Origin of the sequence: Paenibacillus sp. FSL R7-0204 (genome assembly GCF_038002225.1) — a bacterium.
Classification (GTDB): domain Bacteria; phylum Bacillota; class Bacilli; order Paenibacillales; family Paenibacillaceae; genus Paenibacillus_AQ.
In genome coordinates this window covers 4,609,917-4,631,870 of the sequence record NZ_JBBOCA010000001.1, presented here as the reverse complement: position 1 = coordinate 4,631,870, position 21,954 = coordinate 4,609,917, and the positions used below count along the sequence as shown (strand labels likewise).

The 21,954-nt window shown below is 51.0% G+C and carries 24 protein-coding genes, 1 tRNA gene and 1 pseudogene; 22 read left to right on the top strand and 4 right to left on the bottom strand.

Translation table 11 applies throughout. The features are described from left to right. Positions 1-7: 7 nt before the first annotated feature. The gene (locus MKX42_RS20530) at positions 8-403 is read left to right on the top strand and encodes a LytTR family transcriptional regulator DNA-binding domain-containing protein (RefSeq protein WP_209877684.1); all 396 of its coding nucleotides are present in this window, start codon (positions 8-10) and stop codon (positions 401-403) included. Positions 404-484: 81 nt separating this feature from the next. Here MKX42_RS20530 and MKX42_RS20525 read toward each other — a convergent pair whose 3' ends face one another. Beyond that, a complete protein-coding gene (locus MKX42_RS20525; RefSeq protein WP_340754117.1) occupies positions 485-1,015 on the bottom strand; it encodes a GNAT family N-acetyltransferase in 531 nt (176 codons plus the stop codon). A 277-nt stretch (positions 1,016-1,292) separates the two neighbouring features. Here MKX42_RS20525 and MKX42_RS20520 point away from each other — a divergent pair, with 277 nt between their 5' ends. The 7 genes and pseudogenes from MKX42_RS20520 to MKX42_RS20490 all read left to right on the top strand — a co-directional run bounded on the left by MKX42_RS20520 (position 1,293) and on the right by MKX42_RS20490 (position 5,950). Further along, the gene (locus tag MKX42_RS20520; protein ID WP_340754116.1) at positions 1,293-1,865 is read left to right on the top strand and encodes a hypothetical protein; all 573 of its coding nucleotides are present in this window, start codon (positions 1,293-1,295) and stop codon (positions 1,863-1,865) included. Positions 1,866-2,009: 144 nt separating this feature from the next. Beyond that, positions 2,010-2,552: a hypothetical protein gene (locus MKX42_RS20515; RefSeq protein ID WP_340754115.1), complete on the top strand. Its 543-nt coding sequence runs from the start codon at positions 2,010-2,012 to the stop codon at positions 2,550-2,552. Between the two features lie 132 nt (positions 2,553-2,684). Further along, positions 2,685-3,228: pseudogene (locus MKX42_RS20510) on the top strand (Rpn family recombination-promoting nuclease/putative transposase); the annotation flags it as partial. A 294-nt stretch (positions 3,229-3,522) separates the two neighbouring features. Then, a tRNA-Val gene (locus tag MKX42_RS20505) sits at positions 3,523-3,594 on the top strand. A 237-nt stretch (positions 3,595-3,831) separates the two neighbouring features. Beyond that, positions 3,832-4,254, top strand: coding sequence for an NUDIX hydrolase (locus tag MKX42_RS20500; RefSeq protein ID WP_340754114.1), 423 nt, complete (start codon positions 3,832-3,834; stop codon positions 4,252-4,254). Positions 4,255-4,286: 32 nt separating this feature from the next. Then, positions 4,287-4,652 carry a helix-turn-helix domain-containing protein gene (locus tag MKX42_RS20495; protein WP_340754113.1) on the top strand — a complete coding sequence of 122 codons (366 nt, stop codon included), beginning with the start codon at positions 4,287-4,289 and terminating at the stop codon, positions 4,650-4,652. A gap of 344 nt (positions 4,653-4,996) precedes the next feature. Next, a complete protein-coding gene (locus tag MKX42_RS20490) occupies positions 4,997-5,950 on the top strand; it encodes an aldo/keto reductase (RefSeq protein ID WP_340754112.1) in 954 nt (317 codons plus the stop codon). A gap of 110 nt (positions 5,951-6,060) precedes the next feature. On the opposite strand, the gene metG is transcribed toward MKX42_RS20490, so the two are convergent. Next, positions 6,061-7,716: a methionine--tRNA ligase gene (metG, locus tag MKX42_RS20485; protein WP_340754111.1), complete on the bottom strand. Its 1,656-nt coding sequence runs from the start codon at positions 7,714-7,716 to the stop codon at positions 6,061-6,063. A gap of 503 nt (positions 7,717-8,219) precedes the next feature. Between metG and MKX42_RS20480 the strand changes: the two genes are divergently transcribed. The 6 genes from MKX42_RS20480 (at position 8,220) to MKX42_RS20455 (ending at position 11,683) form a co-directional block, all read left to right on the top strand. Continuing rightward, entirely contained in the window at positions 8,220-9,296 is a 1,077-nt protein-coding gene (locus tag MKX42_RS20480; protein ID WP_340754110.1) for a site-2 protease family protein, read from the top strand. Positions 9,297-9,365: 69 nt separating this feature from the next. Then, complete coding sequence (locus tag MKX42_RS20475) at positions 9,366-9,581, top strand: hypothetical protein (protein WP_340754109.1); 216 nt, start codon at positions 9,366-9,368, stop codon at positions 9,579-9,581. A 110-nt stretch (positions 9,582-9,691) separates the two neighbouring features. Continuing rightward, positions 9,692-10,135 (top strand): GNAT family N-acetyltransferase, encoded by a 444-nt coding sequence (locus MKX42_RS20470; protein ID WP_340754108.1) that lies wholly within the window; start codon positions 9,692-9,694, stop codon positions 10,133-10,135. 92 nt (positions 10,136-10,227) lie between these two features. After that, on the top strand, positions 10,228-10,464 hold the full coding sequence (locus tag MKX42_RS20465) for a DUF3892 domain-containing protein (protein WP_036695032.1): 237 nt from the start codon (positions 10,228-10,230) through the stop codon (positions 10,462-10,464). Between the two features lie 257 nt (positions 10,465-10,721). Further along, entirely contained in the window at positions 10,722-11,276 is a 555-nt protein-coding gene (locus MKX42_RS20460) for a copper amine oxidase (RefSeq protein WP_340754107.1), read from the top strand. A gap of 83 nt (positions 11,277-11,359) precedes the next feature. After that, complete coding sequence (locus MKX42_RS20455; protein WP_019911532.1) at positions 11,360-11,683, top strand: DUF1292 domain-containing protein; 324 nt, start codon at positions 11,360-11,362, stop codon at positions 11,681-11,683. A gap of 77 nt (positions 11,684-11,760) precedes the next feature. Here the strand turns inward: MKX42_RS20455 and MKX42_RS20450 are convergent, their stop codons facing one another. After that, the gene (locus tag MKX42_RS20450; protein WP_340754106.1) at positions 11,761-13,236 is read right to left on the bottom strand and encodes an aminotransferase class I/II-fold pyridoxal phosphate-dependent enzyme; all 1,476 of its coding nucleotides are present in this window, start codon (positions 13,234-13,236) and stop codon (positions 11,761-11,763) included. 145 nt (positions 13,237-13,381) lie between these two features. On the opposite strand from MKX42_RS20450, the gene MKX42_RS20445 reads away from it, so the two are divergent. From MKX42_RS20445 to MKX42_RS20430, 4 genes are all read left to right on the top strand, one after another. After that, positions 13,382-14,671 (top strand): MFS transporter, encoded by a 1,290-nt coding sequence (locus tag MKX42_RS20445; RefSeq protein ID WP_340754105.1) that lies wholly within the window; start codon positions 13,382-13,384, stop codon positions 14,669-14,671. Between the two features lie 327 nt (positions 14,672-14,998). Continuing rightward, the gene (locus MKX42_RS20440; protein WP_340754104.1) at positions 14,999-15,595 is read left to right on the top strand and encodes a hypothetical protein; all 597 of its coding nucleotides are present in this window, start codon (positions 14,999-15,001) and stop codon (positions 15,593-15,595) included. A gap of 363 nt (positions 15,596-15,958) precedes the next feature. Further along, the gene (gndA, locus tag MKX42_RS20435; protein ID WP_036695028.1) at positions 15,959-17,371 is read left to right on the top strand and encodes an NADP-dependent phosphogluconate dehydrogenase; all 1,413 of its coding nucleotides are present in this window, start codon (positions 15,959-15,961) and stop codon (positions 17,369-17,371) included. Positions 17,372-17,563: 192 nt separating this feature from the next. Next, the gene (locus MKX42_RS20430; protein ID WP_340754103.1) at positions 17,564-18,070 is read left to right on the top strand and encodes a shikimate kinase; all 507 of its coding nucleotides are present in this window, start codon (positions 17,564-17,566) and stop codon (positions 18,068-18,070) included. A gap of 38 nt (positions 18,071-18,108) precedes the next feature. On the opposite strand, the gene MKX42_RS20425 is transcribed toward MKX42_RS20430, so the two are convergent. Beyond that, positions 18,109-18,417 carry a rhodanese-like domain-containing protein gene (locus MKX42_RS20425; RefSeq protein WP_340754102.1) on the bottom strand — a complete coding sequence of 103 codons (309 nt, stop codon included), beginning with the start codon at positions 18,415-18,417 and terminating at the stop codon, positions 18,109-18,111. 126 nt (positions 18,418-18,543) lie between these two features. On the opposite strand from MKX42_RS20425, the gene aroA reads away from it, so the two are divergent. The 4 genes from aroA to MKX42_RS20405 all read left to right on the top strand — a co-directional run bounded on the left by aroA (position 18,544) and on the right by MKX42_RS20405 (position 21,848). Beyond that, positions 18,544-19,836, top strand: a complete 1,293-nt coding sequence (gene aroA, locus MKX42_RS20420) for a 3-phosphoshikimate 1-carboxyvinyltransferase (protein ID WP_036695025.1) — start codon at positions 18,544-18,546, stop codon at positions 19,834-19,836. After that, positions 19,824-20,390: a GNAT family N-acetyltransferase gene (locus MKX42_RS20415; protein WP_340754101.1), complete on the top strand. Its 567-nt coding sequence runs from the start codon at positions 19,824-19,826 to the stop codon at positions 20,388-20,390. The genes aroA and MKX42_RS20415 overlap by 13 nt, the downstream gene beginning before the upstream one ends. Before the next feature lie 161 nt (positions 20,391-20,551). Next, the gene (locus MKX42_RS20410; RefSeq protein ID WP_340754100.1) at positions 20,552-20,986 is read left to right on the top strand and encodes a CoA-binding protein; all 435 of its coding nucleotides are present in this window, start codon (positions 20,552-20,554) and stop codon (positions 20,984-20,986) included. Positions 20,987-21,176: 190 nt separating this feature from the next. Then, positions 21,177-21,848, top strand: coding sequence for a hypothetical protein (locus MKX42_RS20405; RefSeq protein WP_340754099.1), 672 nt, complete (start codon positions 21,177-21,179; stop codon positions 21,846-21,848). Positions 21,849-21,954: the final 106 nt, after the last annotated feature.

Below are 21,954 nucleotides of genomic sequence, written 5' to 3'. Positions count from 1 at the left end.
GATCCCTTTGAGCACGATATCTGTTACTAGAGACACAGAGGGAAACACTGGTGTATTCTCACTCGATATTGAAAAAATAACTTTTATGGAATTTGAACGGACTATCTATCGGATCATTGTCCATACGTACGATCAGACCTTTTATACAGTAGGTACGCTGAAATATTGGCTTAATACCCTGGCCAGTTCAGGATATAATTTCGTTCTAGCAGATAGAAACACGTTAATTCAGGTTTCTAACATTATCCAGCTGGATAAGACGTTTCATATTGCTTATTTTGGGGAAGACCACAGAGGAGTCGAACAAAAGTGTTTTCTGTCAGAGAAGGGCTATAAAGAAATTCTCAAATACGTAAAGACATCCGCATCGGATATACAATTAGTGGAGCTGCCCCAGTGGTAGCTTTATTTTTTATGACCGCATATTAAATAAGGCCGACCCTGCACAGTTGATGTGCCCCGGGCCAGCCTTGTTCAAGTTAGCTTAATCTGCAGCTAATCTGGAATACATACACAGATCAATGAAGCTTCCTTTGGACCGTTCACTCTGCCTCAATATTCCTTCCAGCGAAAAGTTTAATTTCTGCAATACCTTTATGGAATTGACGTTAGCAGGCTCGACTTTTGCTTCTATTCTATTGAAGCCCAGTGTATCAAACGCATAATCTATTAGTGCGCGAAGAGCTTCAGGCACATATCCTTTTCCCCAGCACTCGCGGCTAAGGTCATAACCGATCTCTGTCTTGGCATTGTCATAGTCCAGCGCATTGAAACCACAGGAGCCGATAATCCGGCCGGATTCTGCTTCCGTGATGGAATAGCGGATCGCCTGATTCTCGGTGGCTAACTTATGAAGCAGCTCAATCATCTCCACGGCCTGACTCTCATCCGTGAAGCTGCTGATATTCATGAACCGGGTGACTTCAGGATCGGACCAGATCGGGAACAGGCTGGCTGAATCGGCGGTGCGCATTTGTCTTAATACTAATCTCTCGGTTTGTAATTCTGTAATCATCAATAAGTTACCTCCATTAAATATATATGGTATTGGTGAGGTACAACTATTGATATCTGCGCATAGTTCAGTCCCTTCCGTGTGTAAGCTGCCTCTATTATATAGAATGCAAGGGAGGAAGTTAAGATTGATTCAGGACCGTTTCAACAAATCTTCACAAATAAGGGTACTCTGCTTGGTGGCGACTCTTAATCTATCAACATATCCTATGTATTGTGAGGACGCAGGCAGCGCAGCGATTATGATCCTCTCAAATATATTTTAGGAGGTATAGTTTATGTCACATAAACTATCGTCTACCCATCTGATTAACCAGGGAGATACTTCGATTTACTATCCAGGGACTTCTACCTCAGCTTTTACAGATTCAAATTTTTTTAAGAATTGTGGAAAAACAGCAGCGACAGGGACTATTAAACAATTTGGTTGTCCTATTTGTGATCTTGCCATGTTTATTTTATATAAAGGTGGGCTCTCTAATGCAACGAAATCCAATGTGTATTACGCCGTTTTAGAAGCAACTAAAAAGGGAACAAACAACGCTGCTGATTTCACGGCTAGTGGATTCACTGCAAAAATTGGAAGTCAGAGTATCACTGTAAGCATTACTCCTATTGCGGACGTATCCGTGGAAGCTGAAAAAGGGAACATCTGCATGATGAGACTTGAACAAAACGGAAACTCCCACTATGTTATTGTGGACGGGCATGACTCCTCCGCTTCCGGTTTTGATAAATACCTGGTATGTGATCCGGATGGCGGTGTTCAGAAGACCTTGACAAAGACCATGCAAAAAAGAGGATTTTCGGTAAGTGCATCTGTAATTACTGAGAGATATAAGCTTAGCTAAGGAAGTCATGGGAGCAGCTTGATTGCTGTAAATTCATAACCGTCATTAATAGAGGCTGGGTGGGCATGTGCTCATGCAGTCTTTTTTTGTTTCTTAATCCTCCTGGCATGGTAAGGTTTAGGTAAAAACATCCGGGAGGACATTATGAGAAAAACGGTACTGGTAGTATTGTTCTTGTTCGTGTTGACGGCTTGTGCGGATTCCAAAGACGGGGTAACCACTAAAGACTTGGCCATCCAAAAGGTGAACGATCATAAAGCCATTGTTGAGTATGGTATGAGCCGCACGGAAGCAGAAGAGGTATTGGGCAAAGGAGAAGATAAGGATATTGCGAATTCAGTCATGTACAGCTCTGGCGTAAGAATTATGTACCGTGAGGATAAAGTGGCAGGTATCACTCTGGCCGAGGAATCGAAAGGTGCGTATGAAACCACCGGCGGGTTTAAAATTGGTATGTCTAAGGATGACTTCAAACAAATCTATGGCGATCAATATCTGAAGGATATGGAGCGCAACCTGGATTATGCTTACGATTCGATTAACAAGACTTATTTGAAGGAAAAAGAATGGGTAGCGAAAGCTGAAGATGACACGAAAATATATGTGATTTCAGCCATGTTCAACGGTAAGGGGGCTGCGGATGGTATTGTGCTGGTGGATAAGCGAATGGCTATTACGTTTAGGTAGAGGGGGGAGGGCTGACGATCAAGCATGTGCTAGTATGTTTCTTTGAGCTTTGGGGACAGAATAGCAATATAGGGACCTTCAAGGCTAGCTTTGTCTACAACGAGTAGTTCTGCCATGATATAATCAATGTATATGATTGGAGTGATAATCGTGGAATTACTCGACGCACGGAATGACTTTATCTTCAAGAAAATTTTCGGCAGTGAGAATAACAAGAATCAACATCGAAATGCAGCTGTTCAATCCATACAATATGGAGAAGCGGACACTTTTCTACTGGAGCGAGATATATTACCACCAGATTCAAAAAGGTGATGATTACAGCCAATTGAAGAAGTGTGTAACGATTAATATATTGAACTACTCATGCCTGCCGAATGACCGCCATCATAATGTCTTTCGCCTTCGGGAAGATCACACCGGGATACCTTTTAACAATGATCTTGAGATACATGTGATGGAATTAACGAAGCTCGAGGAGCAGGCCGTTCCATTGACTGGTGGTCTGATCAACTGGCTGTTATTCCTGAAGGGTGTTGAACAACCAAATTGGGAGGTGCTGACCATGAATGAACCGATGTTAAAAAAAGCAATGGATACGCTGGAGTTCCTGAGTCAGGATGCCGCTACACGTATGGAATATGATGCCCGGATGAAGTATTTGCGGGATGAGGCGCTCCCAATGGATTATAATTATTTCAATTAATTTAATAAGCTCTAGCTGCTACCCCATAATTATAGTCATATCCATAAGCCGCCATTATCGGATAGCACCCTAACGACATAAGTACTAACTGGCCCAGAGGCTCCTTCTTTATAAACTTGATAACCGTTACTTGCTTGGGTATGTCCCTTGAAATATACAGAATCTCTTTCATGCGAGGCATTAGGGGAAGAGAAGCATTTCCCGTCATGTTGTAAAAATATCTTGCCATTCCTTTACGTCCTGTGTTATTATAAATCTCGTTGCAGGACGGTAGCTCAGCGGGAGAGCACTATCTTGACAGGGTAGGGGTCATGGGTTCGAACCCCATCCGTCCTATATGCAGGAAGCCTTGATATTCAAGGCTTTCTTTCTTTTTATAAACACAGAATAACAAACAGAGAAGCTACTGACGTTCGGCAGCAGATGACTTTACGTGTCTAATGCAATGTTGTGGCTTTTTTTTATGTACATTTAAAGCAGTGACAAAAACCCACGACACCCCATCCATATTAGTTTACAATAATGGAACTTGTCTGGAAGTTCCTTAACCAACATAAAAGGTGGAATTCTATCATGATTGTAATGTTGCATGAAGCGGAGTGCCCTGGGGTGAGTCTTACATATGTAGTGATTTTTATGAAGCAAGGGGAGGATTGGGTGCTTGTGCGGCACCGTGAGCGGTCCACATGGGAGTTTGCCGGCGGGCATATTGAGGCGGGAGAGAGCCCCGGGGAAGCTGCGGTAAGAGAGCTCTACGAAGAGACAGGCGCTGAAGAATATGAGCTGCATCCGCTATGCATCTATTCGGTCAGCAGTGATGAGCTGGCAGAGAGCTACGGGATGTTGTATTATGCAGATGTCAAAAGTTTCGGGACTTTGCCCCCGTACGAAATGGCAGAGCTTCGAAGCTTCAGCGAGCTGCCGCAGGCGGTGACCTACCCGGGGATTTACCCCACGCTATATGCGAGAGTGTGTGAGTATGTAAAGCAGCTGTGAGTTAATTGTAATGCTGAAAGGAGGTCCAGCTCTTGAGCAATGAGATTACGAGGTTTAAGCGTCTTGGCGATTACCTGAGATCACGGCGGGACCGTCTGCAGCCAGAAGCTGTAGGGATCAAGGAAACGAACAGTCAGCGCAGAACACCAGGGCTGCGGCGGGAGGAGGTTGCGGTTCTGACCGGTCTCAGCAGCACTTATTATACATGGCTGGAGCAGGGCAGGGAGGTTACCGCCTCCAGAGAGGTCATGGAGAGTCTCAGTCAGGCGCTGCGATTGTCGGCAGATGAGCGTAAGCATCTGTTTGAGCTTTGGAATCCTGGCTTGCCGGATACACTTACTTCTATAGATAAGGTCAGTCCGGAGCTGAACCCGCAGTGGCGGGATATTATCCGCTAATTGACTTATCCGTCTTTTATAACGAATGAGCGGTCTGAGGTACTACAATATTCTGGGCAAAAAGGTTAACCGTGTGGTCATAGAGAGTCTGGGTACAAGTCAGCCTGTCGTCTACGATATCAATTGGATGGCGAATTTGGCCGATCACCCGGGGCTGCATATTTGTATCTATACGCCTGTTATAACGTAGCAGACGATTCTGTGGGGACATACGCCATACGTTTCCGCTGCTCCCTGGTAATGATCTTACTAGCATGAACGTACTGTGGCTGGTCCACGGCAGGACGGTTAGAATAAAGACATGTTCGTAAGATCTATTACAGGGACAAGAGGGAGGCAACCAAATGCATACAAGAATGCTCGGGAACGAAGGGTTGAGCGTATCGGCTCTGGGACTCGGAACGATGATGATGCCTGATAATGAAGAGTCTGTACGAACCATTCATGGTGCGCTTGATCTGGGCGTAACTCTGCTGGACACAGCGGATATCTATGGAGCCTTCGAGCAGCAGCGCTTCGGCGGTAATGAACGGCTTCTCGGGCGGGCGCTTAAAGGCCGGAGAGATCAGGCTGTGATTGCGACCAAATTCGGCATTACGCATACTCAGGGACCCAAGGGAGACCTGGCCTATATCAAAAAATCCGTAGATGCCAGCCTCTATCAACTCGGCACAGATTATATCGATCTGTACTATCAGCACCGTCCTGATCCGAACACCCCTATTGAGGAAACAGCCGGTACACTGGCTGACCTCGTCAAGGAAGGGAAGATCCGCTATATCGGCTTGTCCGAGGCTTCGCCTGAACTGATCCGCCGGGCACATGCGGTGCATCCGTTGACCGCCCTGCAGACAGAGTATTCGCTCTGGAGCCGGGTGGTGGAGGATGAGATTCTGCCGCTGGTCAAAGAGCTGGGCATCGGCTTCGTTCCTTATAGTCCGCTGGGCCGAGGTTTTCTGACTGGACAGATCAAGAGCTTCGATGATCTGCCGGAGGATGATTACCGCCGCCATTACCCGCGGTTCCAGGGAGAGAACTTCGCCCGGAACCTGGAGGTCGTCTCGCTGATCGGGCAGATGGCAGCCGAAAAAGGCTGCGCCCCGGCACAGCTTGCCCTGGCCTGGCTTCTTGCACAAGGAGAGCGGATTGTGCCGATTCCCGGCACGAAGCGGCTGGAGCGGTTACAAGAGAACCTCGGAGCGCTTGAGGTTACACTGACGGCTGAGGATCTCGCCCGGATTGAGCGGATATCCCCGCAAGGTATTGCAGCCGGAGCACGTTACCCCGGCCAGAACTAAGTCATCCCACAGAGCGGACAGCCGCTGTGTCTTCATCAATATTAAGACCCCGGAGCGTTTTTGCCTGCGCCGCTTGCTTTAGTGAGCGGTATGCGGGGAAGAACGCTTTTTTAACCCATCCCCATCCGCTCCAGCTCCTCTTCTATCCGCTGCACCTCTATCCGCTCAAACAGTAATTCAAGCTCCAATATAGGCTGCCCTGCAAGGATGGATACCGGGTGCCATACAGGCTGTTCTATGGACAGGAAGCCTCTAATCTTCTCGCAGGAGAAAGGGATGAACGGGTTCAGCAGGTTAGCCAGGTTGGCAATAATCTGAACACAAGTGTACAGCGTGTTGCCCCCGGCTGCAGGATCATGCTTGATCTGGAGCCACGGCTGCTGCTCATCGAAATACTTGTTGGCCTGGCGGACATGCGAGAAAATGAATTCCAGGGCCTCCTTGAAGTGTCCGGCTTGGGTCAGCCTTCCTGCCTCCTTATACAGTTGCTCCAGACTGCTAGCCCATGCTTCGTCCAAGACTCCATCTGGAACTCTGCCGTTCCAGAACTTATTCACGAATACGAGGCTGCGGTTGACGAAATTGCCGAAAGCGCCCAGCAGCTCGCTGTTATGGCTATAGATGAACTCTCTCCAGGAGAAGTCGGCATCCCGTTTCTCAGGGCCGTTCGCGGTCAGGAAATAACGGACAGAATCCGGGTCATACCGGCTAAGAATATCCGGTACCCAGACCGCCCAATTGCGGCTGGTGGAGAATTTCTGCCCTTCCAGGGTTAAATATTCAGAAGAGAAGATCCGGTCCGGCAGATGCAGTTCCTCAGCTCCGAGCAGGAGAGCCGGCCAGATCAGGCTGTGAAAAGGAATATTGTCCTTCCCATGCACATAGTAAGCGGTTATAGGCGGCTGCCTATCGTTATCTTGTGCGGACGATACTGACCAGAAATCCTCCCAGCGTCCCCCCGTCTCCGCCGCCCACTGCTTGCTGGCGGACAGATAGCCGCTGACTGCTTCGATCCAGACATAGATTTTCTTGTCTGCGAAGCCGGGAGTGGGCACATCCACGCCCCAGTCCAGATCGCGTGTTGCTGCACGGTCCAGCAGGCCTTCCTGCAGATATCTGCGGGTTAGCCGGACGGCATTGTCTCTCCAGCCCTGCGCGGAATCAGCATATTCTGTGAGTGCTTGCTGGAAGCTGGACAGTGACAGATAGTAATGCTGAGTAGATCGAAGCACAGGCGTAGAGCCGCAGAGGGCGCATGAGCGCTCCAGCAGATCCACCGGATCGAGAATCGTTGAACAGTAATCGCATTGGTCCCCCCGGGCTTTCTGTCCGCAGACCGGGCAGAGGCCATTGACATAACGGTCCGGTAAGAAGCGCTGGTCCTGCTCACAATAGCACTGGAGACCGGGTTTCTGGTACAGATACCCGTGATCCAGCAGCTTGAGGAACAGCTCCTGAACCGTAGTGTGGTGATGTGCCTGATCGGTCCGGGTATACAAGTCATAGGTGAAGCCTAAGGCACGGAAGCAATCAGCGAACTCCTCATGATACCGGCTGGCGAATTCACCCGGCGATACACCCTCCTGCGCGGCCTGTACAGCAACGGGGGTGCCGTGGCAGTCACTGCCGGAAACATAGAGTACAGCGTCACCTTTGGCACGGTGGTAGCGGGCCAGAATATCTCCCGGAAGAATGCTGGCGAGTCTGCCCAAATGCAGGGAGCCGTTGGCATAAGGCCAAGCTCCTCCGATAAAAATGTTAGTCATATTTCTCTCCTCCTCAAATTAATTGGACGCAAAAAAGGCACTCATCCCCTAAAGGGACGAGAGCCTGTGCTCACGTGTTACCACCCAAATTCATCAATGCCTTGCGGCATCCACCTCTTCAGGTACGTCCGCATAAAAATGCGGGTATACCCTAGCATGGTAACGGATGCGGGTTCCGGCGCAGCCTACGACCCGTTCATGCCGGGGTTCGGTGCGCAGCTCTGAGACCATATTCCCGAGGGTTTTCTTTGCTCCTTTTCACCAGCCGGAGCTCTCTGTGGAAGAATTGCCAGGGTACTCTTTCTCTTCGCAGCTATTGTGGTTATCCTAATTACTGGATATCATATATGCAGGCCGGGAGATTTGTCAACACCATAAGTCTATTTGCAATCTACCGCACTCCTGTGCGACAGTAGAGAGTAAGGGCAAACGGGAAGCAGAGGAGTGCTTGTTCTGTGGCCTGGAAGTGAAGCGACATAGTGATCAAAAGGAGATTGAGACTATTGCAGGAAAACAAACAGGAGAAAAAAAGCTCAGGCGCATGGGGATGGCTGGGCAGCGGGGCGGTATTGCTGCTGCTTAAGGGAAAAGCCATTATCTCTCTGCTTAAGCTGGGTAAAATCGCAGGTCCGCTGATCTCCATGATGGTATCGATCTGGGCCTATGCACTAATTTCGCCATGGCAATTCGCTGTGGGCTTCGTTGCGTTATTATTCGTTCATGAGATCGGCCATGTGATCGCTGCCAAGCGGATCGGACTGCCGGTAAGCGCTCCGCTGTTCATTCCTTTTATGGGCGCACTGATTACGATGAAGAAGCAGCCGCTGGATGCCAGAGAGGAAGCATATGTCGCTTTTGGCGGTCCTATATTGGGGAGTATCGGTGCACTGATCGTGTTCGGAGCAGCCTATTATTATCATAGCCCCTTGTTATATTCACTGGCCTACATCGGCTTCTTCCTGAATCTGATTAACCTGCTGCCGATCCATCCGCTGGACGGGGGGAGAATTGCCACAGCAGTTACCCGCTGGTTATGGCTGGTAGGGCTCATTGGAGGATTAGCTGTAATCATCTATCTGAAATCTATCCTGTTCGGCATCATCTGGGTAATGTTTGCTTATGATATGTATAAGAAGTACATCAGCCGGCGGACGAAGAATCAGATGCATACTGTGCTCAAAAGCTTCCTGATCCCCATCGGGGATCTGCAGGAGCAAGGGTATCTGATCCCCGGTCCTGAGCATAAACGGGAGCTGCCGTTCACCACCTACAGTGATTTGAACCGCCAGCAGTTCGTCGGGGTACGTTGGGATAACCTGGATTACTATGGAACGACGACCCTGCCGGTACAGTCGCTGATCGGAAAAGTCAAAGTCGTGCAGCTCGATCAGCTGTACGTAGACGTCAGCCTTCACTTGAAGATGACCTGTGAGATCAGCTTCACAGTATATGACAATGATAAGTACTATGATGTGCCGGCTGCTTCCCGCTGGAGATATGGGGCCGCGTATTTTGTCCTTGCCGGAGTGCTTGGGGGTATGATGTATCTTGTCCATGTAGTCGGCAATGTAAATCTGTAAAGCTTCGTTTATGAATCTCCCGATTCGTCAAAGCTGTAAAGAGCCGAGAAGGATGAGGGGGTAATAACAATGCGCATGGCAAGAGTATGTCTATTATGGATTGGAGCATGTCTCCTTCTGGGAATCTCCGGATGTGCGTCAGGCAAGGAGATTCCTGAATATACGGATGTTCACAACATGACCGGACTAGACGGGAGTCTGAATTCACGGGATAGCCTGACCTCGCCGGTTCTGCGGGATGTGTATGACCGCTCAATTCCCGAGGAGGTCTATGACACTCCCTGAAACCAGTGTCATGCGGTTCCCTGCCCGAAAGCTCTCAGGCTCTATACAGGATATTAATAATTCTGTATAATGCTCCATATTGATCGGACCTATAGAGAGGAGCCAGAGAGATGGCAGTGGAAATCGTACATGTTACTACAGAGGAGCAGCTTCAAATGGCGCTGGAGATCCGCAAGAAGGTGTTTGTGGAAGAACAGAAGGTGCCTGTAGAAGAGGAAATCGACGAATATGATGCCATCAATGAGCATGTGCATCATTTCCTGCTCATGGAGGGCGGGCAGCCGGCTGCAACCGGCCGGCTGATCTATTATAAAGCGGACACCGCCAAGATGCAGCGGATTGCCGTTCAGGAGGCTTTCCGCGCTAAGGGATGCGGACGTATCCTGCTGCTGGCTATGGAAGAACGTGCACGTGAGCTGGGTCTGCAGGCTTCCATTCTGGATGCCCAGTGTCAAGCAGAACCCTTTTACAGCAAGCTTGGCTATGAAGTGATCTCCAAGGAGCCCTTCTATGATGCCGGGATTCTGCATGTCAGAATGAGTAAGGCTCTGTAATCTGCCGGGTACATACTCTTTCGCTGTGATGGACAAGCTAGAATCGGGCCAGGATAGATGGCTAATTTCTAGTGCGAAGGGGACGATCCTAAGTGATGAATCAGGAACGGGAACGCTTTATTGCCGCCAAACGTAACGGTGACGGGGATCTGACCGGGTTCCAGACTTCCTCCGGACGCGTGCTGGATTATCAGCAGGCACTTCAGGAGGTTCAGTCCGGCAGCATAGCAGGCGTCAATGTATTTAAAGGCAAAGATGGCGAAATGTATATCCGCGGCGATGCAGACGGAGATCCTACGAACAATCTGGATCAGCTTCCGCAATTTTAGCCGGGCATAGATAACAGGGGGAACGGCCGGACAGGCGTCTTACAGGCGCTGAAGTCCGGTCGTTTCTATGTGTTAAGGGCACCTTCGGACTCTCTGGAAATGCATCGTTAAGGTCTGCTGCACATACCGAAACCGGTTGCTGAAGAGCTTGGTTTTCTTTTCTTCTGCAAAAAGAAATAAATCCCTGAATTCTGCGCAACTTGTCGAAGGCTTAGCAGTATACATTAACAGCATGAATTATTTGGAGGGGCTTTACAATGAGATGGAGAAAAATTGCTCTGTGCACGGTTGTGTTTTTCATGATGGGAAGCTCCTATTTGTTCGCGGACGCTGTGAACCAGAGGATCAAAGTATGGAGCAATGGAAAGGAAATAGCCGATGGCGGCTATTTGATTGACGGCAAGACCTATATTCCCGCCAGGGAGGCCGGGGGTATCGTCAGCTGGGACGGCTCGGGCAGAGTGACGATCCTCAAGCCGAATGTTCATATTGTACTGTTCAAAGGCGACACGGTATTCGGCAATGTCAACACAGGCAAGCTGAAGATGAAGATTCTGACGCAGGTGGACAGCCTCAAGGACAGCATCGCTGCCGTGAAGGTGGCAATCACCGATCCTGCCGGGAATGTGAAGGATATTCTCGAGGATGCCGTCGGCTCCAAGAATGAGGATTTCTGGTTCTCCACACCGGAATTCACCTATGATTTCAAGGAACCTGGCAAATATAGCGTAGGCTTCTTCATGAAGGCGTCGAGGAACGGAGATTACATTCTTGTGTCCGAGAAGGTAGTTACGGCTTCATCCAAGAATTAAGTCCCTCCTGCAAATTGACCTGTCCTTATCTTACGTGTTACGATACCAAATGTAGGATAATTCAATTAAAGTGAGGTTTTACAATGAGCGATCACAAACATGAGCATGGCCATGAACATGGTGAAGCATGCGGTTGCGGACATGATCACGACCATGAGCACGAGGAGTTTGTGCTGACCTTGACGAACGAGCAGGGCGAAGATGTAGAAATGGTACTGGTAGAAACGTTCGACGTAGGCGAGAAGTTGTACGCCCTGCTGCTTGAGCGCGAGAACCCGGAAGCGGACGGAATCATCCTTCGTATGGAAGAAGAAGATGAGGAAATGGTTCTGTACAACATTGAAGATGAAGCTGAATGGAAAGCTGTTGAAGAAGCTTATAACGAGCTGCTTGCCCAGCAAGAATAGATTTCAGGCATTCATGCAAAACCCCGATACTCTATACGTATCGGGGTTTTGCATGTCGCACTGCTATGGGACAAGCCTTAGGAGATAGGCTCTGCTTCGACAATGACTTTTATATTGGTAATGCTGCGGTCCTCGGGTCCTTTGACAGGTAATCCGATTTCTACATGGTCGATGATATAGTCGATATTATCCTGGGTAATAACTTCTCCAGGGAGAAGAATAGGGATACCCGGCGGATAGACGTAGATGAACTCTGCAATGATGTAACCGGCAGACTCCCGGAAGGGAATCAGCTGCGTATCCGCGTAGAAGGCATCTCTCGGGATTAGGGCCAGCTGCGGGATATTCGGCACCTGTACCTTAAGCTCATAGATCTCACCCTTGCTGTAATGGATCGCTGAGAGCACCTGTAGCGCAGCAAGCAGCTTATCTACAGATTCTTTGGTATCTCCAGGGGTAATCAGGCAAAGAATATTATACATGTCGCTGAGTTCAACTTCGATGTTATACTTCTGCCGTAGCCAGTTCTCGGTCTCGTAACCGGTAATGCCCAGATGCCGTACATGAATGTTCAGCTTCGTCGGATCATGATTGAAGGTGGCTTCTGTTCCGAGAATTTCTTTGCCGAAGCTGTACAGCCCCTCGATCTCATTGATCGAATTACGGGCATAGTTGGACAGGGCAATAGTTCTGGCCGCCATCTCATGTCCGTTCAGGGCAAGATTGCGTCTGGAGGTATCCAGAGAGGCAAGCAGAATATATGAGGTTGAAGTAGTGGTCAGCATGCTGAGAATGGTCTGTACCCGCTGTGGGTTGACAAGACCCGTCTTGGCATTGAGATTCAGTACCGAGCTCTGCGTCATGGAGCCGCCCAGCTTATGCACACTGGTTGCTGCCAGGTCTGCGCCGGCCTGCATGGCCGATACCGGTAAGTCCTCATGAAAATGAATCAGTACTCCATGTGCCTCGTCCACAAGTACGGGAACCCCGTAACTATGGGCCAGGTCGACAATCGAACGGAGGTCGGCGCATACGCCAAAATACGTTGGATTGATAACGAGGACACCTTTGGCATCCGGATGGCGCCTTAAAGCCCGTTCCAGCGAGCTGGTGGTTATGCCGTGGTCTATCCCAAGATTCTCATCCTGTACAGGAGAGACGAAAATAGGCTTGGCTCCGGAGAAAATAATGGCCGACATCACTGATTTGTGAATATTGCGCGGCACAATAATTTTGTCTCCTTCTGAGCAGACAGAGAGGATCATAGTCATGATGGCATTGCTCGTGCCTTGTACACTGAAATACGTGTAATCGGCGCCGAAAGCCTCTGCAGCCAGCTTCTGAGCTTCAAGAATGACCCCGGTGGGCTGATGAAGATCATCAAGCGGTGCAATATTGATCAAATCTATGGATAGAGCGTTATCGCCGATAAACTCACGGAATTCGGCATCGGTCCCTAGCCCCTTCTTATGTCCCGGAATATGGAATTGAACTGGATTTCCGGCGGCATGCTTTTTGAGAGCAGTGAAGAGGGGAGTAGCTTGTTGATTCATTTAATGCTGTCACAACCTTTCGCGAAGAGTGGTTTTTTGATTTCGCTGAAGCAAAAAGGTGTCCCCAAAGGGACTGAATACCCATTTCTACTTGAGCAAGCATCAGTATAACAAATCAATCAACATAATACTAGGATGTGATGAAATGTCTGGCAAAGCAGCGGAACGTATGCATATCAGTTTAGCCTCACCGTTCATATTAGAAATGTGGATCATTATTTTCCTGGTCGAATTCGTCAAAGGATCGCTGCTGGTAGCCTTGCTGCCGGTCTATATGGAGAATATTCTGGGCCTCTCCGTAACGGTGGTCGGGTTCGCCTTCGCGCTGCAGTATCTCGGGGATAACCTGTTTCGCAGCCCGTTCGGCTGGGTCATGGAGCGGATCGGTTACCGCTGGACGATGACTGGTGCTCTGGTGCTGCTTGTGGTGGCTGTCGGGCTGATTATCTATGCCAAAGATGCCGTAAGCTTGTCCATCGCCTGTCTGATTCTGGGGATAGGCACCTCGCCGCTGTGGCCTTGTACGATGACGGGCATCACCGAGCTGGCGGGCTCTACCCGTAGCGGCAGCAGCGGTGCAGCCATGGGGGCGGTGGAGATGGCGTCACTGGCCGGAACCGGCGTCGGTCCGATTATCGTCAACTTCATGATGGATCATGGCGGACAGGGCTACCGGACGGTCTTTCTGGTGCTGATGGGCTTCGCTGCCGCTGTGGTAGCCGTGGCGCTGTTCCTGCCTTCAAAGATCGGCGGCCATGCGCCGCGCGCTGTCCGCGAGATATCGGCGGAGGGACCGCCAGTGCCGCGTAAGCCGGTAAGGCCCTTGGAGAGTCTGAAGCGGACCTGGCAGCAGGTCACCTCCTCCCTGAAGGTAAGCCGCCTGCTGTTCCCGGCATTGTTCCTGCAGGCCTTTGCGATCGGGCTTATGACGCCGGTGGTCACCTTGTTCGCACGCTCGGAGCTGCATGTCACCCCCAACCAGTTCAGCCTGCTGCTGATTGCCGGGGGAGGGATTACCGTGCTGACACTTATACCCGCCGGGAAGCTGGTCGATAAGGTCGGCACCTCCATCTTCCTCAATATCGGATTCCTGCTGGCAGCCTGCTCCATGGCCTTCTTCTCACAGGTCCGCTGGCTGCCGCTGGCCTTCGTAGCGGTAGCTCTGGTCGGGATCAGCTATGCGTTGATTCTTCCGGCGTGGAACGCCTTCCTGGCCAAGCAGGTGCCGGAGGGCGAACGCGGGACCGTCTGGGGGCTCTTCCTGACGCTGCAGGGCTCAGGGATGGTTGCTGGCCCGGTGGTATCAGGCAAGCTATGGGATACGGTCAGCCACGGTGCTCCTTTTCTGGCCAGCGCAGGAGTAATGGTTGTATTATTCGGCCTGCATCTGCTGATCGTCCACCGGACAAAGCTGAAGCACGCCAGGGCACACTGACAAGAGCGAGCACAAGGGACTGAACCCGGTGTGGAAATGCAATAAGCCGCAGACCGCCTGAAAAAGAGGAGGAATGCGGCTTTATTGCTGTTTTTGCGTATAAAGGGCTGGTTCATAACATCTAAAGCGGGTACCAGCGTTTGGAAAAGGCCGAAAACGGGTAAAAATAGTCAATAAACCAAGTTACCGCTACATATTATGAAGTATAAAATAAGTGTAAGCCAAACAAAGAACCAAGGTGCAAGCGGAGGTCCGGCAGTCTGTTCTACTCTTAGGTTAGGCCATGAAGCTGACTATGCTTAAATCAAGCAGTTAGGGGGGAGTGCCGTGAACAAAAACGATGAAGTGGAGTACTGCAATCTGGAGCTGCGGTTTGACAGACAACATATCCAGGATCTAATCAAGGACTTGATCAAGGAAGGTTATTCCCTGTACTGGAGTGAGAACGAGAGTGTTTTTCTTATTTCGGTGCGCACCGGCCGCAAGCTTGTGAAGCTGCGCTTCCAGCGGATTAAGGACGGCTTCAAGCTGGTGGGAGACTACATGATCCGTGATGCGCGCCTGTCAGAATGGATGGAGAAGCTGATTGGGGATATGAGAGGTCATGCCGTTGTCAAGCGCTTCCGCGACCGTCAGATCATTATAGAGAATATTTTATTCGGTGAAGTCATCCGCCTGGTAGAGATTTCCGGTTATCAGCAGCGGGTGCTGTACCAGAAGGGGCCGCTGCTGTCGGATCAGGAGTTAACGAAGCTGTTCTACTCCATTGAGGGCGAAGAGCGAATCCGCGACCGCAGGCTTGCCGTGGATGAACAGCTCGACTTGCTGAATGATGCTATGCGTGAGCGCGATACGGAAGCGGTGGCGGCCAGCACAGCGAGGCTTGAGCAATTGACCAGGGAGCTTGCAGCGCTGGAGTGGTAGTGCGCAGAGTGAATAATTACGATTAAGGGCATCCCATAGCGGGGTGTTCTTTTAAATTATAAGAATGTATAGGTTTCACGCTATACATTATTCTTCTATTTCTCGCTGAAACGGTACCGTCCTTTAAAAGGACGGCAAAGCCGTTTCCACTTGTTGTGCCTTTCTGGAGGAGGGGGTTCACTTCTGCGCACAAAACCGTTAAAATAGTCATTGTGAGCAATTTCCCTGATGGATCGAAGTTTGTCAATGAAATTGATCTCTCTTTCGCAGGCAGAACTTTGCTGTCTCTGACAAAGGGTGGTATTCTTATACTGCGAGAAATGGATTTCACAAAAATACAGGGTGCAAAGGGTGGAGAACCAGATGTCAAAACAACAAATCGGCGTTATTGGCTTGGCGGTAATGGGCAAAAATTTGGCTCTTAACATCGAGAGCAAAGGCTTCAGCGTATCCGTGTTTAACCGTTCCCCGGAGAAGACACATGATCTGGTCGCAGAAGCAGCAGGCAAGAATCTGGTGGGCACGTTCTCCGTTGAAGAGTTCGTAGGGTCGCTGGAAGTACCGCGCAAGATTCTGATCATGGTTCAGGCAGGCCAGGCTACGGATGCCACCATTGAGCAGCTTCTGCCGTTCTTGGATCAAGGCGATATCATCATCGATGGCGGTAACGCTTATTTCCCTGACACGGTACGCCGCAGTAAATATCTTGAAGACAAAGGTTTCCGCTTCGTCGGCACCGGCGTGTCCGGCGGTGAAGAAGGCGCGCTCAAGGGCCCTTCCATTATGCCAGGCGGTCAGGAAAGCGCGTATAAGCTGGTTGAACCTATCCTTACGGCGATTTCAGCCCATGTGGGCGGAGAGCCTTGCTGTACATATATCGGGCCGGACGGTGCAGGACACTATGTGAAAATGGTGCATAACGGCATCGAGTATGGCGACATGCAGCTGATTGGCGAAGCCTACCATCTGCTCAAGGACGTCCTGGGTCTGGATGCCAAGGAGCTGCACAGCACCTTCGCCGAATGGAACAATGGCGAGCTGGACAGCTATCTGATTGAGATTACGAAGGATATCTTCGCCCAGTATGACGAAGAGACCGGCAAGCCGATGGTGGATGTCATCCTTGACGCTGCCGGACAAAAGGGTACCGGCAAGTGGACAAGCCAAAGCTCGCTGGATCTCGGCGTACCGCTGTCCATGATTACCGAATCCGTCTTCTCCCGCTTCCTGTCTGCCATGAAGGAAGAACGCGTTGAAGCCAGCAAGGTGCTAAGCGGCCCTGCTACGGCTCCATTCGATGGTGACAAGGCTGAATTCATCGAGAACGTGCGTAAAGCGTTGTTCGCCAGCAAGATCGTATCGTATGCCCAGGGCTTCGCCCAGCTGCGTGTGGCTTCTGACGAATACGGCTGGAATCTGAAATACGGCGAGCTGGCCAAGATCTGGCGCGGCGGCTGTATCATCCGTTCCCGGTTCCTGCAGAACATCACAGATGCATATGAGAGCAATGCTGAGCTGAAGAACCTTCTGCTTGATCCGTTCTTCAAGGATGTTATGGACAACTACCAGTCGGCATGGCGCAAGGTTATCGCTTCGGCAGTAACTCTGGGTATTCCGGTTCCGGGATTCTCCAGCGCCCTTGCATACTACGACAGCTACCGTACAGAACGTCTTCCGGCGAACCTGCTGCAGGCGCAGCGCGATTATTTCGGCGCTCACACCTTTAAGCGTGTGGATAAAGAAGGCGTGTTCCACCACAACTGGCTGGCGGAGTAACAGGCAGCGTTCAGCTTAATGCTTAGGAACCCGAGATGCTTTTTCGCTTCATGCGGAGGGCTTTCGGGTTTTTTGCATCCATGAGGCATAGCCATGGCAGGTACAGCCCGCTTCAAAATGAAGGCTGCCGGCATTGTGCAAACTTTTCACCCTGTGTTATGATATGACAAATGTCGCGGCTTGGAGGTTGTTATGGACGATCGAAATATCATTCTCGTCGGGATGATGGCTACAGGGAAATCTACAGTAGGCGCCATTCTGGCCGAGGAGCTTGACTATGAACTGGTTGATCTGGATGCAGTGATTACCGGGAGAGAAGGGCGCAGTATTGCGGATATCTTCGCAGAAGGCGGAGAGCAGGCATTCCGGAGCATTGAATCAGCGGTGCTTCAGGAAATGCTGCTGGGAGAGCGCAAAGTGATCTCTACAGGCGGAGGGGCGGTGCTTGCGCCAGGGAATGCGGAAGTCATGCTCGAGCATGGATTCGTTGTGGCTCTTACAGCCTCGGAGGATACCATTATTGAACGGGTCAGCGGGGATGAGAACCGGCCGCTGCTCGCCGGCAATGCGGCAAACCGGGTCCGTTCCATTATGGAACAGCGCAGGGAAGCTTACCGTTTCGCGCATTGCACGGTCGATACAACGGAGCTGAATGTGGCTGAGGTCTCGCAATACATTTTACTGCGTTACCGCGCTTGAGCTTTTATGTGTGTTGGCGTTATTCATCAGGATGAAGATTATTCCTCGCTGGTATCATCCCACTCGATCATGCCGCCGCTCAGGTTAGAGCCTTGAATGCCGAATTGCTGCAGATATTCACAGACCCGCTGGCTGCGGTTGCCGGAACGGCAGATGAAGATGATCTCAGTGTCTGCCGGAAGCTTCTCCGTCTGCTGCGGGATCTGGCCCATCGGGATATGCTGCGCGCCGGGAATCATGCCGAAGGCAACCTCATCCTCTTCACGGACGTCGATCAGTACAAGCTCTTCACCGGCAGCGAGCCGCTTACGCAGCTCCTGCGGTGTAATTTGCGGAATTTCATTCATGGTAGTACCCTCTTTTCTGCCCAGATGGGGATGGATTCTCTTCAAGCAATGATAACACAACTGCGGATTACCCTGTCAAACAGGACCGTACATACAGACTATATATGATGAAGGAGCGCTTATACTATGGACGTTATTGTTAGGCCTACGCCGACGCTGCAAGGAGAATTCGGAGCCCTGTCCTCCAAAAACTACACTACGCGCTACCTGCTGGTAGCCGCTCTCTCTGAAGGAGTCAGCACGATTTACCATCCCGCCCACAGCGAGGACAGCGACGCGATCCGCAGATGTATCGCCGATCTCGGCGCAGTCCTCACCGAAGATGATGAGAAAATCGTAGTACAGGGGTTCGGACGCCATCCCCGTGACGTCAAGGAGCTGAATGTCGGGAATGCCGGCGCTGTGCTGCGCTTCCTGATGGCGGTGGCTGCTCTTAGCCCGGAGGTTACCTTCGTGAATACGTATCCCGATTCCCTCGGCAAACGGCCGCATGACGACCTGATTCTGGCACTGGGACAGCTCGGCGTTGAAGTAGAGCATAATAACGGAAGGCTGCCGATTACGATCCGCGGCGGTAAGCCGCAGGGCGGACGGATTACCGTCTCCGGCGCTGTCAGCTCGCAGTATCTTAGCGCACTCCTATTCCTGACCCCGCTGCTTGAAGAAGACAGTGAGATCATCGTGCTGGATGATCTGAAATCCAAGGTGGTCATCGGGCAGACGCTGGAGGTGCTGGAGCAGGCAGGGATTATCGTACATGCGGCGGACGATTATATGTCCTTCAAGGTGCCTGGACGCCAGACCTATGCTGCCAAGACCTATACGGTGCAAGGCGATTATCCGGGATCAGCCGCAGTGCTTGCGGCCGCAGCGGTGACGAAGTCGGATGTGACCATTCACCGGCTGGCTGAGAGAAGCAAGCAGGGGGAGCGGGCCATTGTTGATGTGCTGCGGATGATGGAGGTGCCGCTCACCCATGAGAACGGAACAGTGCATGTGCAGGGGAACGGTATTCTGAAGGCGGTGGAATTCGACGGCGATGCGGCAACTGATGCGGTCCTGGCTATGGTGGCCGCGGCGGTTTTTGCTGAAGGGACCTCACGCTTCTACAATGTGGAGAACCTGCGCTACAAGGAATGTGACCGCATCACGGATTATCTGGCAGAGCTGACCCGGGCCGGTGCGAAGGTTGAGGAACGCCGGGACGAGATCATTGTGCATGGCACACCGGAAGGCGTGGAAGGCGGCGTAACGATTAATGCCCACTATGACCACCGTGTGATTATGGCACTTACTGTAGTAGGCCTGCGGGCCCGCCAGCCGCTGCTTATCAAAGATGCCCATCATGTGGCGAAGTCTTATCCGCAGTATTTCGATCATTTGCGCTTGTTGGGTGCGGATGTGGAATGGGTGAAGTGAGCACTTTAGATTCATTAAGCATCACACCTCTTGCTCCGAAGGACATCCCTTCCATATCGAAGTTGTTCAAGGTGACGATCGCCGACGCCTTCGAACGGGAAGGATTGGGTCACCTGCAGGCAGACATTCGGCAGGAGACCGCAGCCAAGATACAGATGGCCAATGCTGCGCTGAATCCGCAGGATACGGATGTGTATTTCTGGCTGGCTAGAAGCGGCGGAGCGGTAATCGGCACTGTTTCTTATGCGCCTTGCGGAGAGGACATACGGAAGTGCACCGATAACCGCCTATCGGCTGTCGGTGAGCTGGGAAGCCTGTATGTCCTGCCTGAATTTCAGGGGCAGGGTGTGGGCTCAGCTTTAATTGAGGAGGTCATGGCCTTTCTCAGAAAGCGGGGAATTTCCGAATTCTGCCTGGACAGCGGATATAAGCGGGCCCAGGACAGATGGCTGCGGAAATTCGGAACGCCCTATGCAGCAGTGCAGGATTACTGGGGACCGGATTCCGTTCATATGGTATGGCTATGCAGCGTGAGGGACCCAGAGGACTCATAGAGCCAGAGATGAATTAACAGGGTACGCAAGCTGATGAGAATTTGGAACTTCAGGCGCAGCGCTGTATGATGTAGTTGTTGCTGAAAATGATAAAACTGTGACTTAAGCGGCAGTAATGTAGCGGAGGGCATGGACGAAATCAGACGGAAGGGGTAATACACATGAGCTTTGAGAACCCGAGCAGGGAAGAGATCGGCGAGATTCTGGCTACGGCAGGCAATATCGCTGTTGTTGGCCTATCCGACAAAACAGACCGCACCTCTTATATGGTAGCTGGTGCTATGCAGAGTCGGGGCTACCGGATCATTCCGGTCAATCCGTCGGTAGATGGTGAGATTCTGGGCGAGAAATGCTACCATACGCTGGCGGAGATTCCGGAGCCGGTGGATATTGTGAATGTGTTCCGCCGCAGTGAATACTGCGCGGCTGTGGCGCAGGAGGCCGCTGATATCGGCGCGCGTGTTCTTTGGCTGCAGCAGGGTATCATTAGTCAGGAGGCGGCGGACATTGCCGCTGCAAATCATATGATCGCAATCATGGACCGCTGCATCAAGGTGGAGGAAGCGATCACGATGAAGGGCCGGAGCCGGGGCTAAGACGGGACGGCTGCATCGGGAGCATATTCCTGGTGGACTGGAAGGTCTCGGGCGGAAGCATAAGTGTTTTTGCCACACTGGATTTCAACAAATATCATGGGTATAATTTGAGCAAGACGAAGAACGTCCTTTACTCCATTTTAAATGGGGAAAGGGCGTTTTTTGTATTTTCAGGGAGGGGGAAGGAGATATGGAATTTGAGGTGGCGCACAGCAGCTTTATAGAGGTACATACGAATGGAAGAACGGGGGAACGCAGGGGGAGGCTGCTGCGCGGACATAACTATGCGGAGAAGCTGTTTCTGTTGAATGTATGGTGGCCGTTATTTGAGTCACTGGAGCAGCTGCACCCGGAATATGAGGTGTATGACTGGAACCGGAAGTCGCAGTTTCTGGATTTTGCCTTTCTGCCGCAGAATGGAACGCGCTTCGGGATTGAGTGTGACGGCTATCAGAGCCATATTAAGGATATGGATCGGGAGAAGTTCAACTATGCGCTGAACCGGGATACCTTCCTGACAGCCATGGGCTGGAAAATGCTGCACTTCTCGTTCGACGATATCCAGCAGCGTCCCGAAGTGTGCCGGATGCTGCTGCAGCTGGCGCTGGCGCCGTATTTGGCGCGGAGCAGGAGTGGTGGGGAGCTACTGTTGTCTGGAGAAAAAGACGTGTTACGTTTAGCTTGGCAGATTGGCAGACCACTTAGGCCGAAGGATGTTACAGACTATTTTCAGATCAACTATAGAACGGCGCGCAAGCTGTTGAGCGTTCTGAGCGAGAAAGGACTGCTCCAGCCTGTGGCTGGCGGAAGAGGGATAAGATCCTATGTACTTAGACCTATGAATCAGGATCAGAGTTGGTGAGAAAACGGGACATCATTGTTTAAAAGGATTTGAATAGTCGCAGCCTCACCAGTGTGAATGTATTTTGTACATTAGAATTTAGTCTAAACCCGCGATTTCGAGCTTC